The organism is Pseudomonas sp. 91RF, assembly GCF_003576265.1.
Taxonomy (GTDB): domain Bacteria; phylum Pseudomonadota; class Gammaproteobacteria; order Pseudomonadales; family Pseudomonadaceae; genus Aquipseudomonas; species Aquipseudomonas kribbensis.
In genome coordinates this window covers 174,329-188,401 of sequence record NZ_QWFC01000015.1, presented here as the reverse complement: position 1 = coordinate 188,401, position 14,073 = coordinate 174,329, and the positions used below count along the sequence as shown (strand labels likewise).

Here is a 14,073-nt window from a genome sequence, read left to right as displayed (position 1 = left end):
TCGCCTGATCCGGGGCGATCCAGTTACGCATTGAGCAGGCAAAAAGCCAATTCATGTAGTATAACTACAAGCTTGCTACATCCCCGGCTTCTGGCCAAAGCACATCTTTCCATAACAAGAGTCCAGCCCCTTGAATCTGCTGCAACACATCGCCCAGTCACGTCACCTGTTACGCAAGTCGGAGCTCAAGGTCGCCGACCACGTGCTGCTTGACCCTGCGGCAGTGATGCACAGTTCCATGGCCGATCTGGCCCACAGCGTCGGCATCAGCGAGCCGACCATCGTGCGCTTCTGCCGTGCCATCGGCTGTTCCGGTTTTCAGGATCTCAAGCTCAAGCTCGCGCAAAGCCTCGCGGCCGGCGCCAGTTTTGGTCAGTTCGCAATCCATGAAGACGATTCCGTCGCTGACTACAGCCTGAAGATTTTCGACACCACGTTGCACACGCTGATGGAGGTTCGCGAGAAGCTCGATCCGCTGGAGTTGCAGCGTGCGGTGACGTTGATGTCCCAGGCCCAGCGTGTCGAGTTCTACGGTTTTGGTGCGTCGGGCGCGGTGGCGGCGGATGCGCAGCACAAGTTCTTCCGTCTGCTGCTGACGGCGGCGGCCTATTCCGATCCGCACATGCAGGCGATGTCGGCGGTGACCCTGAAGCCGACCGACGTGGCGATCTGCATTTCCCAGTCCGGCCGTTCCAAGGACTTGCTGATCACCGCCAACCTCGTTCGCGAGAGCGGTGCGTCGCTGATCACCTTGTGCCCGAGCCAGACGCCGCTGGCCGAACTGTCGACCGTCAACCTGGCGATCGATGTACACGAAGACACCGAAATCTACACGCCGCTGACCTCGCGTATCGCCCACCTGGTGGTGATCGACGTGCTGGCCATGGGCGTGGCCATGGCGCGCGGGCCGAGCCTGGTCAACCACCTCAAGAGCGTCAAGCGCAGCCTGCGCAGCTTGCGGTTGTCGCCAAAATCGGTGAAAGCGCTGGACGACTGAAAGTCATGGGGTGAAGGCAATCTTCATCTGCCTGTAACCCCGTCGAAGCCAAACCGTCATCGCCCGCGCCTATCGTGAAACTCCCGTACTCGCCTTGGGAGACTCGAAATGGCTCAGCCTTACGAAGAACGCAACAGCGCCGCGAAAACCCGTCGTCAGCAGGAAGACCAGCGCCGCATGGAATTCCGCCGCGCCATCGAAGATCGCTTCGAACTTCGTCAGCTTCAGACCGAAATCAGCGATTTTCCCGAGGACATCGAACTCAACTACTGGCAGGCAGCTCCCGCAGCTTCCCGTCGAAGCGCTCAACCAGCGCGCTGATCTGCACCCGTTCGCTGCGGATAAACGCCAGGAAGGCGTGCGCCACCGGTGACAGGCGCTTGGCCTTGGCCTGCACCAGGCACCAGCTGCGAAACAGCGGCAACTCTTCGACCGGTAGCTCCACCAGGCCGCCGGTCGCCAGCTCCAGGTTCAGGGCGTGGCGCGTCAACATTGCTACGCCCAGACCCGCCAAAACGCACTCGCGCTGAGCTTCAGCCGACGCCACTTCCTGGGTCTGGGTGAAGTGCACGCGTTTTTCCTTGAAGTATTCCTCGCAGGCCAGCCGCGTTCCCGAACCGGGTTCGCGAATCAGCAAGGTGTAAGGCTCAAGATCCTGCAGGCGCAGCGGTCCCATGTGTGCCAGCGGATGGTCCGGTCGGGCGGTTGCCACGATCGGATTGTTGAGGAAGGGGAGGAACTCCAGGCCCATGTCCTGCGGCACCATCGACATGATCACCAGATCGTCGCGGTTGTCGGAGAGGCGGCGGATGACCTGGCCGCGGTTGACCACCGTCAATTGCAGGTTCACCTCCGGATGCTGGCGCTTGAAGGCTGCAAACAAGTGCGGCACGAAGTATTTGGCGCTGGATTCCACCGCCAGTTTCAATTGGCCCTGCAAGGATCCCTGCATGTCTGACAGCTGCATGTCGAGGTTTTCCAGACGGCCGAAGATGTCGCGGCTGGCACGCTGGAGTGCTTCGGCCGCCTCGGTCATGTAGAGTTTTTTGCCGACGTAATCGAACAGCGGCTGCCCGATCAGCTCTTCAAGCTGACGAATCTGTAGGCTGACGGCCGGTTGTGTGAGAGACATTTCCTCGGCTGCGCGGCTGTAGGAGCGTAAATCACACACTTCGTTGAAGATCTGCAATTGACGCAATGTCATACGCATCAAGGACTTACGCATTTTCTACCGACTCTGGCCGCTGGCTGGTGCAATGACTATAAGTCTTTACTTATACCTGACCCAATTTTTATTCATTTTTGTTAATCCCTTGTGAGCGCTAGTGTGAAGCCGCGACCAGATTGAAACATTTGGTCACGCGTCGACCTGGGTCTAGCAGGTCGTGGGTACCACCGGCTCAAGGGAACCTCCAAGTGATAACAAAGATCCTGATCGCCAACCGTGGTGAGATTGCCGTACGAATCGTGCGTGCGTGCGCCGAGATGGGCATTCGCTCGGTTGCGATTTTTTCCGACGCCGACCGCCATGCCTTGCATGTGAAGCGTGCGGACGAGGCCCACAGCATTGGTGCCGAGCCGCTGGCCGGTTACCTGAACCCGCGCAAGCTGGTGAACCTGGCGGTGGAAACCGGTTGCGATGCATTGCACCCTGGCTACGGTTTCCTTTCGGAAAACGCCGAACTGGCAGAGATCTGCGCCGAACGCGGGATCAAATTCATCGGCCCGTCGGCGGAAGTCATCCGCCGCATGGGCGACAAGACCGAAGCGCGCCGCAGCATGATCAAGGCCGGTGTGCCGGTCACGCCGGGCACTGAAGGCAATGTCTCGGGCATTGAAGAAGCGTTGAGCGAGGGCGACCGCATCGGTTACCCGGTGATGCTCAAGGCCACCTCCGGTGGTGGCGGTCGCGGTATCCGTCGCTGCAACAGCCGCGAAGAACTCGAACAGAATTTCCCTCGGGTCATTTCCGAAGCCACCAAGGCCTTCGGTTCGGCGGAAGTGTTCCTGGAAAAATGCATCGTCAATCCGAAGCACATCGAAGCGCAGATCCTCGGCGACAGCTTCGGCAATGTGGTGCACCTGTTCGAGCGTGACTGCTCGATCCAGCGCCGCAACCAGAAGCTGATCGAAATCGCCCCGAGCCCGCAGCTGACCCCGGAACAGCGCGCCTACATCGGCGATCTGTCGGTGCGCGCGGCCAAGGCTGTGGGCTACGAGAATGCCGGCACCGTGGAGTTCCTGCTCGCCGAGGGCGAGGTGTACTTCATGGAGATGAACACCCGGGTGCAGGTGGAACACACCATCACCGAAGAAATCACCGGGATCGACATCGTCCGTGAACAGATCCGCATCGCCTCTGGCCTGCCGTTGTCGGTGAAACAGGAAGACATCCAGCATCGCGGTTTTGCGTTGCAGTTCCGGATCAACGCCGAAGACCCGAAAAACAACTTCCTGCCGAGCTTCGGCAAGATCACCCGTTACTACGCCCCCGGCGGCCCGGGCGTGCGGACCGACACGGCGATCTACACCGGCTACACCATTCCGCCGTTCTACGACTCGATGTGCCTGAAACTGGTTGTGTGGGCATTGACCTGGGAAGAGGCGATGGACCGTGGCCTGCGCGCCCTCGACGACATGCGTCTGCAAGGTGTGAAGACCACCGCCGCGTATTACCAGGAAATCCTGCGCAACCCGGAATTCCGTAGCGGCCAGTTCAATACCAGCTTCGTTGAAAGCCACCCTGAACTGACCAACTACTCGATCAAGCGCAAACCCGAAGAGCTGGCCCTGGCCATCGCCGCCGCCATTGCCGCCCACGCAGGCCTGTGAGGAATAGAACAATGACTAAAAAGATTTTCGTAACCGACACCATCCTGCGCGACGCCCACCAATCGCTGCTCGCCACCCGCATGCGCACCGAAGACATGCTGCCGATCTGCGACAAGCTGGACAAGGTCGGCTACTGGTCGCTGGAAGTCTGGGGCGGTGCGACGTTCGACGCCTGCGTACGCTTCCTGAAAGAAGACCCGTGGGAGCGCCTGCGCCAATTGCGCGCCGCGCTGCCCAACACCCGTCTGCAAATGCTCCTGCGCGGGCAGAACCTGCTGGGCTACCGTCATTACAGCGATGACGTGGTCAAGGCGTTCGTCGCCAAGGCTGCGGTCAACGGCATCGACGTGTTCCGCATCTTCGACGCGATGAATGACGTGCGTAACCTGCGCGTGGCCATTGAAGCGGTGAAAGCTGCCGGCAAGCACGCTCAGGGCACCATCGCCTACACCACCAGTCCGGTGCATACCATCGACGCATTCGTGGCCCAGGCCAAGCAGATGGAGGCCATGGGTTGCGACTCGGTGGCGATCAAGGACATGGCCGGCCTGCTGACCCCGTACGCCACCGGTGAGCTGGTCAAGGCCCTCAAGGCCGAGCAATCGCTGCCGGTGTTCATCCACTCCCACGACACCGCCGGTCTGGCCGCGATGTGCCAGTTGAAGGCCATCGAAAACGGTGCCGACCACATCGATACCGCCATCTCCAGCTTCGCCTGGGGCACCAGCCACCCGGGCACCGAGTCGATGGTCGCCGCTCTCAAGGGCAGCGAGTTCGACACCGGTCTGAACCTGGAGCTGCTGCAGGAAATCGGTCTGTACTTCTACGCCGTACGCAAGAAGTACCACCAGTTCGAAAGCGAATTCACCGCTGTCGACACCCGCGTTCAAGTCAACCAGGTACCGGGCGGGATGATTTCCAACCTGGCCAACCAGTTGAAAGAGCAGGGCGCGCTCAACCGCATGAATGAAGTGCTGGCGGAGATCCCACGCGTACGTGAAGACCTCGGCTTCCCGCCGCTGGTGACCCCGACTTCGCAGATCGTCGGTACTCAGGCGTTCTTCAACGTGCTGGCCGGCGAGCGTTACAAGACCATCACCAACGAGGTGAAGCTCTACCTGCAAGGCGGCTACGGCAAGGCGCCGGGCACCGTGAACGAGAAGCTGCGTCGCCAGGCCATCGGTAGCGAGGAAGTGATCGATGTACGCCCGGCCGATCTGCTCAAGCCGGAAATGACCAAGCTGCGTGCCGACATCGGCGCCTTGGCCAAGTCCGAAGAAGACGTGCTGACCTTCGCCATGTTCCCGGATATCGGCCGCAAGTTCCTCGAAGAGCGTGCTGCCGGCACTCTCACCCCGGAAGTGCTGCTGCCGATCCCGGAAGCGGGCAAGGTGGCTTCGGCCGGTGGCGAAGGCGTGCCGACCGAATTTGTCATCGACGTTCACGGCGAAACCTACCGCGTGGACATCACCGGTGTCGGCGTCAAGGCTGAAGGCAAGCGTCACTTCTACCTGTCCATCGACGGCATGCCGGAAGAAGTGGTGTTCGAACCGCTCAACGAATTCGTCGGTGGCGGCAGCAGCAAGCGCAAGCAAGCTTCGGCACCAGGTCACGTCAGCACCACCATGCCGGGCAACATCGTCGATGTGCTGGTCAAGGAAGGCGACACCGTCAAGGCGGGCCAGGCTGTGCTGATCACCGAAGCGATGAAGATGGAAACCGAAGTCCAGGCCGCGATTGCCGGCAAGGTCACTGCCATTCATGTTGCCAAGGGCGACCGGGTGAACCCGGGTGAAATCCTGATCGAGATCGAAGGCTGAGATAACGGCCTCGATACAACGCTTTAAACCTCGGGGGGGCATGTGCTCCCCTTTTTTTGCTCGCAGTTTTCAGATGAACGCCGCCCCGCAGGAGCGGCGTTCAGGACATCAGAACGCCATTCGCCACTGGCCCGATACGCCATGGCTACGGCTGTCGGTACCGATCTCTCCGGACAGACCGAAACCCAATGTGTGGCTGTTCGTGACCGCAAGATCCAGCCCGGTGTCGAGTTTCAGGCTGTTGCGATCCAGTTCGGCGCCGTAAACGGTGTAGTCATGACCGCCCTTGGCCAGCCGTTGGCGGGTGCTGGTGTAGGTTTCGCCGTAAACGTGTTTCCACCCCACGCTGAATCGTGGCGTGAGGCGCATCCCGTTATCCAGCGTGCTGACTTTCGCCATGCGCAGGCCCAGGGTGGTATTGAGGTTGCCCTGGGATTGAGCATGAACTTTGAGCGCCGCAGCCCCACCTTTCTCGGTGTAGCCGTCACGCTGGTAGTGTTGGTAGCCGAGGCCGGCAAACGGCTCGATGCTGACGTTGGCCCGACCAAGGTTGTACCCCGACTCGATGAACACTTGCCGGGTGTTGGCGTGGTAGCTGCCCTTGAGCCGGTCATGGAAGCGACCGAACGCGACTTCGCGACGGGTGCTGCCGTCATGACTGCTCCAGGTTGCGCCGAGCCGAAGTGACAGCGGGCCCGTCTGGCGCAAGGCGTAAGCGCCGAGGTGCCAGCTGTCGAGATCGCCGTCCAGTTCCTTGCTGTCCATGCGCGTGTCGGAGGTGCCGCCCATCAAGCCCACACGCCATTCCTCAGTAACGCGCCAGTCCGTACCCAGCAGCAATCCTTTGGTGGAGTGCTGCATGGGTTCCACATCGCGATCCAGTTTGCCGCCATGGCCGAGGGCTTGCAGCCAGACCCTGCCGCTGTCTGCGTTTCCGGCCGCGTGACGTGGAGTGTTTCCCTGAGCATCATGGATGTCATCGAGTTGATGCATGGCCGACAGCAGGCTGGCGCTGACCGGTGTGACACTGCTCAAGGTTGCCTTGACGAGATTGGCATTGCTGCCGCCTGCCAGTTGATCGTAGGCGAGGGCGGCAGTGGTTTGGTCGGCAGCGAGCAGGGCTTCGATGGCTGCATTGCCGGCGGATGGAGGGGAATCCGTTGACGGTGGCTGGTCAACCACCTGGGCTAGTTGGGCTGCGGGCGTTTCGGCCAGAACCGGTTCCGGTAAGGACATTGGTTTTTCGATGCTTTCTTCGAGCGCGCTGCCGCTCTCGGTCGTGGCGACTTTGTTGGATGTGGGAGCGGGTACTGCCGGAATCTCAGTACTGACGGGGATTGTTCCTGGTGGCGGAGAGATCCTTTCCTCACGCGCTGTTTCTTCAGCGAGATTCAGCGGAGCAGGTTTCTCCTTAGGAGGTTTGCGCGGGCTCCTGGGTTTCACTTCTTTTACGACGGGCGCGTCAGGCTCCGACTGCTCCGCCAGCGAAAACTCTACGCAACCGATAGCCAGTGCAACCGCCAGAACAAGATGCTTGAGCTTGTATTTGCATTGAATGGGCATGCAGTTCGACCTCTCGAAGGATGAGACCGAACTGTAAAAGTCGAGGCGGGTGTGCCGATGCCGGGTGATTCCGATCAGGATGCAGGCGATGACGTCTGCTTTTGTAGCCCGGTCGGTAGCGAGTGATGAGTCCGCGCTCGTTTACCCGATCCACCGGACGCCTTTGCCTACCACACCCGCTGAAATATCGATTGGCGAGGCCTCAGAAACTCATCTGCCACTGCCCGATCAGCCCGTGATTGCGACTGTTGTTGCCAATCTCTCCGCTGTATCCGAGTCCCAGCGTATGCCGCGCCGAAACACCCAGATCCAGGCCGGCTTCCAGCACCAGGCTGTCACGATCCAGCGAGCTGCCATCGACGCTGAACGCGGTGCCGCCGACGACAAATGCCTGACGGGTGGAGCTGCTGACATCGCCGTAGGTGTGTTTCCAGCCTGCTGCCATGCGCGGGGTCAGGCTCATGCCGTTTTCCAGCGCGTTCAGGTGCGCCAGGCGCAGACCGACGGTGCTGCTGAAGTTGTCCTGGGTCTGGCTGTCGACCTGCAACGCCGCCGCGCCGCCCTTTTCCTGATAGCTGTCGCGGTGATAGCGCTGGTAGCCGAGGCTGGCGTAAGGTTCGGCGCTTAACCGGCCGCTGCCCATGGCGTAACCGAGTTCGGCGAAGGCCTGCTGGCTGTTGGCGTCGTAATCGCCTTTGGGCCGATCGCTGAAACCGTTGAACGCGACCGTGCGTTTGCTCTCGCCTTGATGACCGCTGTAAGCCGCACCCAGGCGCAGGGCGATCGGGCCATTCTGATGCTGAGCGTAGACCCCGGCATGCCAGCTCTCGACATTGCCATCGACACCGGTGGCGTCCAGATCGGTCTTCGAATAACCGCCAAGCACGCCCAGTCGCCATTGTGGATTCAGCGCCCAGTCGGCACCGAGCACGCTGCCCTTGGTGCGCTGTTCCAGACTGCTGTTGCCGTGTTCGCCATCGAGCTTGCCGTAGCCGCCGATGGCCTGCAGCCAGAGCCGGACCTCAGCATTCGGATCATTCAGGTTTCGCGCTTCGGACGATACGCCGTTGGCGGCGAGGATCGGTGTGTCGCGCTGATCGAGGCCGACCATCAGGCCGGGGCTGCCGCCCATCTGCTGCATCGCCGAGAGCATGCTGCTGCCGACCTGGCTGCTGGCGCCGAGGGTGGCGCTGGTCAGGTTGGCGTTGCTGGCGCCGGCCAGTTGCTCGATGGCTGCGCCTGCACTGCTTTGAGTGGTGTTGAGCAAGGCGTTGTACAGCGCGTTGTTCTTGCCCATCGAGGCCAGGCTGTTGGCAGCGTTGCTGCCGTTGCCGGTGGTGGCGAATTCATTGAACGCCACGTCATTGCGGGTGTAGGTCAGGTCGACCTGAGTCGGTGTGTAAGCCAGGGTCGGGGTGAGAAAGGCGTAGTCGCTGGTGACCGCGCCGAACGTGCCGTTGACCCGCGCTGCTTGCAGTACCGTGTAATGGCTCTGCCACGGATACACGCCGCTGCCGGGATTGACCGCCAGCGTCGCGCCATTGAGGTTGGCCGTGCCGCCGACCTGCACGGGTGCGCTGCTGCCATCGGCGTTGACGCCGTAGGCGAGGGTGGATGCGCTGCCCATGTTCAAGTCGTGCACGATGGTCGCGGTGCCGAGCCGGGTGTCAGTGCGCAACGTACCATTCACGTTGAGGTTGCCCACCGAACCACCGCCGGCATACACGCCGCCGGCGTCCACGGTCAGGTTGCCGGCGATGCCGCCCTGGTTGACCAGCGTGGCGCCGTTGCGCACGGCACCACCGTCGCTGAAGTCGCCGCTGCCGGTGAATGTCCAGGCGCCTTGCCTGACTTCCAGCCATTCGAAATTGCGGCTGTTACCGAAGCTGCCGCCCGCCGCGTCATCCATCACCACGCGGTCATAACCAGTGCCGCCATCGACCACACCGATAAACCGGCTGCCGCTGCGCAGGGTCAGGCTATCGTTGCCGCCGCCCAGATCCAGCGCCAGGCCGTTGCTGCCGCTGATGGTGCCGCCGTTGATGACGTTGTCGGCGAATTCACCGACGAACTTAACGCCAAAACCGTCGAGCCCTTGAATGGTGCCGTAGTTCTCCAGCGTGGTGGCCGCGAGCCCCGAACCGCCGCTGCCGTCGTCCACCAGAATCGCGCTGTTGGCGCCGCTGATCAGGGCACCTTTGGCGTTGAGGATGTAACCGCCGCCCAGGGCGATGCCTTCACTGCCGTTGGCGAAACCGCCCTTGTCCACGCCGCCCGCGCCCACGCCCTGAATGGTGCCGTAGTTTTCGATGTGGGCGATCTTGTCGATGTCCACGCCGTCACCGTCGCCGTTGGGTTGCAAACCTGAATACGCGCCAGTGATGGTGCCGTGGTTGATCACCGTGCCGTCGCCATCGGAGCCGAAACCGGAGCCGTTGCGGCCGGTGATCTGCCCGTAGTTGACCAGCGTCGCCCCGAGGTCGGTGGTGATGCCGTGGCGTCCACCGGAAATCACGCCGTAGTTGGTCACGCTGACGCCGGTCGCGGTGTCGATATCGATGCCGTCGAACTTCTCGTCGGCGTTGTGCGAATCACCGGTGGAAATTTCGCCGTAGTTGCTGATGGTCGCATTGGCGCCGGTCTTCATGCCGTCGCTGGCGTCGCCGCGAATCAGTCCGCCAGCGCGGTTGATGACGGTGGTTTTGACCCCGTTGCTGCGTAGCGCATCCAGATCCAGCCCTTGGCCTGTGGTCGAGCGAATGGTGCCGCTGTTGTCGATCAACAGGCTGCCACTGACGAAGTTGCTGTCGATGCGAATTGCATCGTTGGAGCCGAGAATCTGCCCGCCGCTGCGGTTGTAGATCGCGTAATTGCGTGCCTGGGTCAGGTCGCCGCTGCTGTCGATGGCCCGGCCGCCGGTGGAAATGATCTTGCCGGCATTGTCGATGATCACGCCGACACCGCTGGTGCCATCCTTGAGGCTTACGGCCTTGCCGCTGTTGGTGATACTGCCCGGCGCCGAAATCGTCAGGGTGTCGTTGCCGCCCAATGTCTGCGACGCGGTGGTGGCGGTGTCGATGACGACATTCTTGCCGTGGGCGGCGCTGGTGGCGATCAACAGGGCGGTGGCGAGCGACAGGCGCTGAGGCGGGAGCGGCATGGGGGGAACGTCCTTTTAGTTATTAGCGAGGGCGTTCTGTATAGCGGAGGGGGTTTACAGAATGATGTCCGTGATGAACTCGGCTACATCTGCATTGTTTTGCATCCATCTCGAAGTTTTATTGCCATATCTGCACTTTATTGCAGATAAAGGATCATCTTGATCTTCTGAAATGCACTATATTGCACATATGGTTCACTAAATGATCGCAGAGATGCATTTAATTGCAGGTGAGAGCCGCATGCACAACCTGACATTGCAGATATTCGACTCCGGCAAATGGCACGACGCGATGGTGCTGAGTTTCGACTCGCCCGAGAAAGGCTTCGATAGCCGTTGCAGCTTTGGCTACGAGTCGGCGTATCTGGTCGAAAACATTGAGTCCATTGGCTCTCCATTTTCCAAAGCCGTGAGTGCGTTGTATCCCCTGGATTGGGAAGGTCGGCGATCCATTACGCCTGCATTCGTGCACGACATTGCACCGGCAGGCGCCGCCAGGAGGTTTCTCCTCGCACGTATGGGGCAAGACAAACCAGCAGACATCAGTGCCGATCTTTATCTGCTCGGTCGCTGCACTCCGGCTCCGATCGGCAACATGCGGATAAAGGAATCAGCCGAGGCTGTCGACGAGCGCAACCCCATCGGGTTTCAACGCCAGGATGTCGTCAGCCGTGACCACCGGTTTCTTGAATATGCCTATGAAATGGGGGCTGCGATCGGTGGTGCGACCGGGGCCGGAGGTGAAGCTCCCAAGATTCTTCTGGCTGAGGATCGTGCCGGACTTCTGTACCCCGATGCTGTGCTTGACGATGAAAACGTCCGTCAGCACTGGTTTGTGAAATTCGCCCGGAATAAAGGCAGTCAAACCGATCAAGACATACTGCGCAGCGAATTCCATTACTACCAGGCACTTCAGGCACTGGGTATCGAAACTGTCGCAGCGGAAGGTCTGGCGTTAGAGGAAGCGAACAAGCCCAGCTTGTGGATGCAGCGTTTTGATCGCCAGGTGACTGGCCGTGGTGTCGAGCGTTTTGCCGTGGAGTCGATCTACTCGCTGGCCGAGGTGACGACGCCAGGGAGCGCGATGAATCACATGGATGTCATTCGCATGCTCGCCAGGCTTTGGCGCGAAGCGGGGCAGGCGGACGAGATTCCGGCACTTGTCGCAGACTATGTGCGTCGGGACCTGATCAACAAGATTCTTGGTAACTCGGATAACCACGGTCGCAACACCGCAATCATTCGTGATGCCGACTCGTACCGTTTGGCCCCCATTTATGATCTGGCCCCCATGGTCATGGATGACGAAGGGGTAACTCGCACGACCAAATGGCCAAAAGAGCTGGAGAGGGCGGGTGATGTCGATTGGCGGGGTGTTTGCCGTGCATTGGCGGATATTTCCGATCCGGATGACCCGTTGGCAGCGATGTCTGACGCGCCTGAATCATTCGAGCGCTTGCGTGAAGATGCGCAATGCCTGGCCGAGTTGCCGGACATATTGAGCGCCAGCGGTTTGCCTGACCGGACAATGAATCATCCGGGCGTCCACCTGAAAAAACTGGAGCAACGTTTGAAAGAGTGGGATTTGAAATGAGTATGACCGTTGCCGAGCGCACAGTGCTCATTGAAAGCATTCAAGAAGCACTGGCTCAAGGAACAGTGGAAATTGGTGAAGCCGTTCGCCGTTTGCGCATGGAGGTAACCGGGTTGCATCAGACCCAGTTCGCGAAGATGTGCAGGATTTCGGTACGTACGCTGGTGCACATCGAACACGGCGAGGGCAATCAGACGCTTAAATCGCTGAACGCCGTGTTTCGCCCGTTCGGGCTGAAGATGGGTGTGGTGCGGATTCGACGCGATAACAGCTGAACCCGCAACATACCTGATTGCGATTGAGCGTTAAGCGCGGCACTCAACCAACCCCTTCACCTGCCCCTCGGCCGTCTGATTCTCATCGCTCAGCCAGCGCTCGAACCCCGCCGCAATCGCCGGCCATTCCGAGTCCAGAATCGAGTACCACGCGGTATCGCGGTTCTGGCCTTTCACAACCATGTGCTGGCGGAACACGCCTTCGAAGCTGAAGCCCAACCGTTCGGCCGCGTATTTGGAGCGGGCGTTGCCGTTGTTGCATTTCCATTCGAGGCGGCGGTAGCCGAGAGCGAAGGATTCCTTGGCCAGCAGGTAGACGGCCTCGGTGCTTTTCGGCGAGCGCTGCATCGGCGCGCCGAAGGTGACGTGGCCGATTTCGATGCGGCCCTGGGCCGGGACGATCGACATCAGGCTGAGGATGCCTTGCACCTGGCCGCTGGTGCGGTCGATGACGCTGAAGAAATACGGATCGCTGTGGGCGGCGTGGTTGTTCAGCCAGTCATTGAAGGCGCTACGCTCCGGGAACGGGCCGTAGGGCAAGTAATCCCAGAGTTTCGGGTCGGCGCCGGGGCCCTGCAGGGCGTTGAACAGGTCGTCGCCGTGGCGCGCCGGGTCGAGTTTTTCCAGACGGATGAAGCGGCCTTCGATCAGGGTGGTGGAGGGCGGCGGCACGCCTTTCCAGTCAGCGAGAGAAATCGTCATGCACGTGGCTCCTTAAATGGCTTTGCGAAACTGGATGAAACCCGGACGCTCGGCGATGCGTTCGTAAAGCTGGATCGCGGTGGCGTTGGTTTCGTGGGTCAGCCAGTGCACCTTGCAGCAACCGTCGGCCTTGGCGGTGGCGTAGACGTGTTCGATCAGCAGGCGGCCGACGCCGGTGCCACGGGTTTGCGGCTCCACCAGCAGGTCTTGCAGGTAGCAGGAGTTCTCGATGCTCCAGTTCGAACGATGGTAGATGAAGTGCACCATGCCCACCGCTTTGCCGTCGGCCCAGGCGAGGGCGGCGTGGGTCGGTTCGTCCGGGTCGAGAAAACGCTGCCAGGTGCTTTGGCTGACGGCCTCCGGCAGCTCGGTGTTGTAGAAACGCAGGTAGGCCTGCCACAGCGGCAGCCAGGCCGCGTGATCGGCGGCGCTGACCGGACGGATGTCGATCTGACTCATGGTGATTTCCTTAACGCATCAAGTGAGCGAGGGTTTGATCGTTGATGTCGGGGCTGGCGGCCAGGCCTTCGCGTACGCCGGCGATATCTTCGGCGCTGCGGTTCTGGCTGAGCTTGCGCTTGCCCTCCAGGCGGTCGATCGGAATGGCGAATCCGACAATGGCCTTGAGCATGCCGTCGATGTAATCGGCCGGGGCATCGTCGACGGACCAGGGCTGGACGCGGCCTGCTTCATGGCGATCGGTGAGGGTGCTGACGATGTCCAGCAGCCGACCGCCATCGCTGAAGGTTTCGGCGTGACCATAGGCATGCACGGCGACGTAGTTCCAGGTCGGCACGACTTTGCCGTGCTCGGCTTTGCTCGGGTAAAAGCCCGGGCTGACGTAGGCGTCGGGCCCCGGGAAGATCAGCATGGCCTCGGCACCGTCACGCAGGTCCTTCCATTGCGGATTGGCCTTGGCCAGATGCCCGTACAGCGTACCGTTCGGACCTTGCTCACGATGCAGCAGCACCGGCACATGGCTGGCCTGCAAGCCCTGTTCGCCGTGAGTCACCAGAATGGCGAGGCGGGTGGCGAGGATCAGTTCGTGCAGTTGGGACAGGTCGTCGATGGCAAAGGCGCGTGGCGTGTACATGGAGAGATTTTCCTTGGCGAATGCCTGCATCCTAGGC

General features: G+C 60.9%; 12 protein-coding genes. 6 read left to right on the top strand and 6 right to left on the bottom strand.

Annotated elements, in window-relative coordinates; all coding sequences use genetic code 11:
• The first annotated feature begins 130 nt into the window (after positions 1-130).
• The gene (gene hexR, locus DXT77_RS05280) at positions 131-997 is read left to right on the top strand and encodes a transcriptional regulator HexR (protein ID WP_007954250.1); all 867 of its coding nucleotides are present in this window, start codon (positions 131-133) and stop codon (positions 995-997) included.
• 108 nt (positions 998-1,105) lie between these two features.
• Positions 1,106-1,318: a PA3496 family putative envelope integrity protein gene (locus DXT77_RS05275; RefSeq protein WP_085708792.1), complete on the top strand. Its 213-nt coding sequence runs from the start codon at positions 1,106-1,108 to the stop codon at positions 1,316-1,318.
• Here the strand turns inward: DXT77_RS05275 and DXT77_RS05270 are convergent.
• Positions 1,260-2,222, bottom strand: a complete 963-nt coding sequence (locus DXT77_RS05270) for a LysR family transcriptional regulator (protein ID WP_119426862.1) — start codon at positions 2,220-2,222, stop codon at positions 1,260-1,262. The genes DXT77_RS05275 and DXT77_RS05270 overlap by 59 nt on opposite strands.
• A 191-nt stretch (positions 2,223-2,413) precedes the next feature.
• Between DXT77_RS05270 and DXT77_RS05265 the strand changes: the two genes are divergently transcribed.
• A complete protein-coding gene (locus DXT77_RS05265) occupies positions 2,414-3,829 on the top strand; it encodes an acetyl-CoA carboxylase biotin carboxylase subunit (RefSeq protein ID WP_085708794.1) in 1,416 nt (471 codons plus the stop codon).
• A gap of 11 nt (positions 3,830-3,840) precedes the next feature.
• The gene (gene oadA, locus DXT77_RS05260; protein ID WP_096817122.1) at positions 3,841-5,649 is read left to right on the top strand and encodes a sodium-extruding oxaloacetate decarboxylase subunit alpha; all 1,809 of its coding nucleotides are present in this window, start codon (positions 3,841-3,843) and stop codon (positions 5,647-5,649) included.
• Between the two features lie 108 nt (positions 5,650-5,757).
• Here the strand turns inward: oadA and DXT77_RS05255 are convergent, their stop codons facing one another.
• Entirely contained in the window at positions 5,758-6,885 is a 1,128-nt protein-coding gene (locus DXT77_RS05255) for an autotransporter domain-containing protein (protein ID WP_372238667.1), read from the bottom strand.
• A gap of 529 nt (positions 6,886-7,414) precedes the next feature.
• Positions 7,415-10,372: an autotransporter domain-containing protein gene (locus DXT77_RS05250; protein WP_119426860.1), complete on the bottom strand. Its 2,958-nt coding sequence runs from the start codon at positions 10,370-10,372 to the stop codon at positions 7,415-7,417.
• Between the two features lie 241 nt (positions 10,373-10,613).
• On the opposite strand from DXT77_RS05250, the gene DXT77_RS05245 reads away from it, so the two are divergent.
• Both DXT77_RS05245 and DXT77_RS05240 read left to right on the top strand, forming a co-directional pair.
• Positions 10,614-11,966, top strand: a complete 1,353-nt coding sequence (locus DXT77_RS05245) for a HipA domain-containing protein (RefSeq protein ID WP_119426913.1) — start codon at positions 10,614-10,616, stop codon at positions 11,964-11,966.
• A complete protein-coding gene (locus DXT77_RS05240) occupies positions 11,963-12,241 on the top strand; it encodes a helix-turn-helix domain-containing protein (protein ID WP_119426859.1) in 279 nt (92 codons plus the stop codon). Before DXT77_RS05245 ends, DXT77_RS05240 begins: the two co-directional genes overlap by 4 nt.
• A 30-nt stretch (positions 12,242-12,271) precedes the next feature.
• Here DXT77_RS05240 and DXT77_RS05235 read toward each other — a convergent pair whose 3' ends face one another.
• Genes DXT77_RS05235 through DXT77_RS05225 form a run of 3 tightly spaced genes read right to left on the bottom strand, consistent with a single transcriptional unit; the run spans position 12,272 to position 14,036 of the window.
• The gene (locus DXT77_RS05235) at positions 12,272-12,943 is read right to left on the bottom strand and encodes a GNAT family N-acetyltransferase (RefSeq protein WP_119426858.1); all 672 of its coding nucleotides are present in this window, start codon (positions 12,941-12,943) and stop codon (positions 12,272-12,274) included.
• Between the two features lie 12 nt (positions 12,944-12,955).
• Complete coding sequence (locus DXT77_RS05230) at positions 12,956-13,402, bottom strand: GNAT family N-acetyltransferase (RefSeq protein WP_119426857.1); 447 nt, start codon at positions 13,400-13,402, stop codon at positions 12,956-12,958.
• Between the two features lie 10 nt (positions 13,403-13,412).
• Positions 13,413-14,036 carry an FMN-binding negative transcriptional regulator gene (locus DXT77_RS05225; RefSeq protein ID WP_119426856.1) on the bottom strand — a complete coding sequence of 208 codons (624 nt, stop codon included), beginning with the start codon at positions 14,034-14,036 and terminating at the stop codon, positions 13,413-13,415.
• Positions 14,037-14,073 lie beyond the last annotated feature (37 nt).

What these genes read in the sequence shown, in the direction of transcription:
- DXT77_RS05255 (WP_372238667.1), bottom strand. Translation starts at nt 6,885, where the DNA reads ATGTCCTTACCGGAACCGGTTCTGGCCGAAACGCCCGCAGCCCAACTA.
- DXT77_RS05235 (WP_119426858.1), bottom strand. Translation starts at nt 12,943, where the DNA reads ATGACGATTTCTCTCGCTGACTGGAAAGGCGTGCCGCCGCCCTCCACC.
- oadA (WP_096817122.1), top strand. Translation starts at nt 3,841, where the DNA reads ATGACTAAAAAGATTTTCGTAACCGACACCATCCTGCGCGACGCCCAC.
- DXT77_RS05240 (WP_119426859.1), top strand. Translation starts at nt 11,963, where the DNA reads ATGAGTATGACCGTTGCCGAGCGCACAGTGCTCATTGAAAGCATTCAA.
- DXT77_RS05270 (WP_119426862.1), bottom strand. Translation starts at nt 2,222, where the DNA reads ATGCGTAAGTCCTTGATGCGTATGACATTGCGTCAATTGCAGATCTTC.
- DXT77_RS05250 (WP_119426860.1), bottom strand. Translation starts at nt 10,372, where the DNA reads ATGCCGCTCCCGCCTCAGCGCCTGTCGCTCGCCACCGCCCTGTTGATC.
- DXT77_RS05225 (WP_119426856.1), bottom strand. Translation starts at nt 14,036, where the DNA reads ATGTACACGCCACGCGCCTTTGCCATCGACGACCTGTCCCAACTGCAC.
- DXT77_RS05245 (WP_119426913.1), top strand. Translation starts at nt 10,614, where the DNA reads ATGCACAACCTGACATTGCAGATATTCGACTCCGGCAAATGGCACGAC.
- DXT77_RS05230 (WP_119426857.1), bottom strand. Translation starts at nt 13,402, where the DNA reads ATGAGTCAGATCGACATCCGTCCGGTCAGCGCCGCCGATCACGCGGCC.
- DXT77_RS05275 (WP_085708792.1), top strand. Translation starts at nt 1,106, where the DNA reads ATGGCTCAGCCTTACGAAGAACGCAACAGCGCCGCGAAAACCCGTCGT.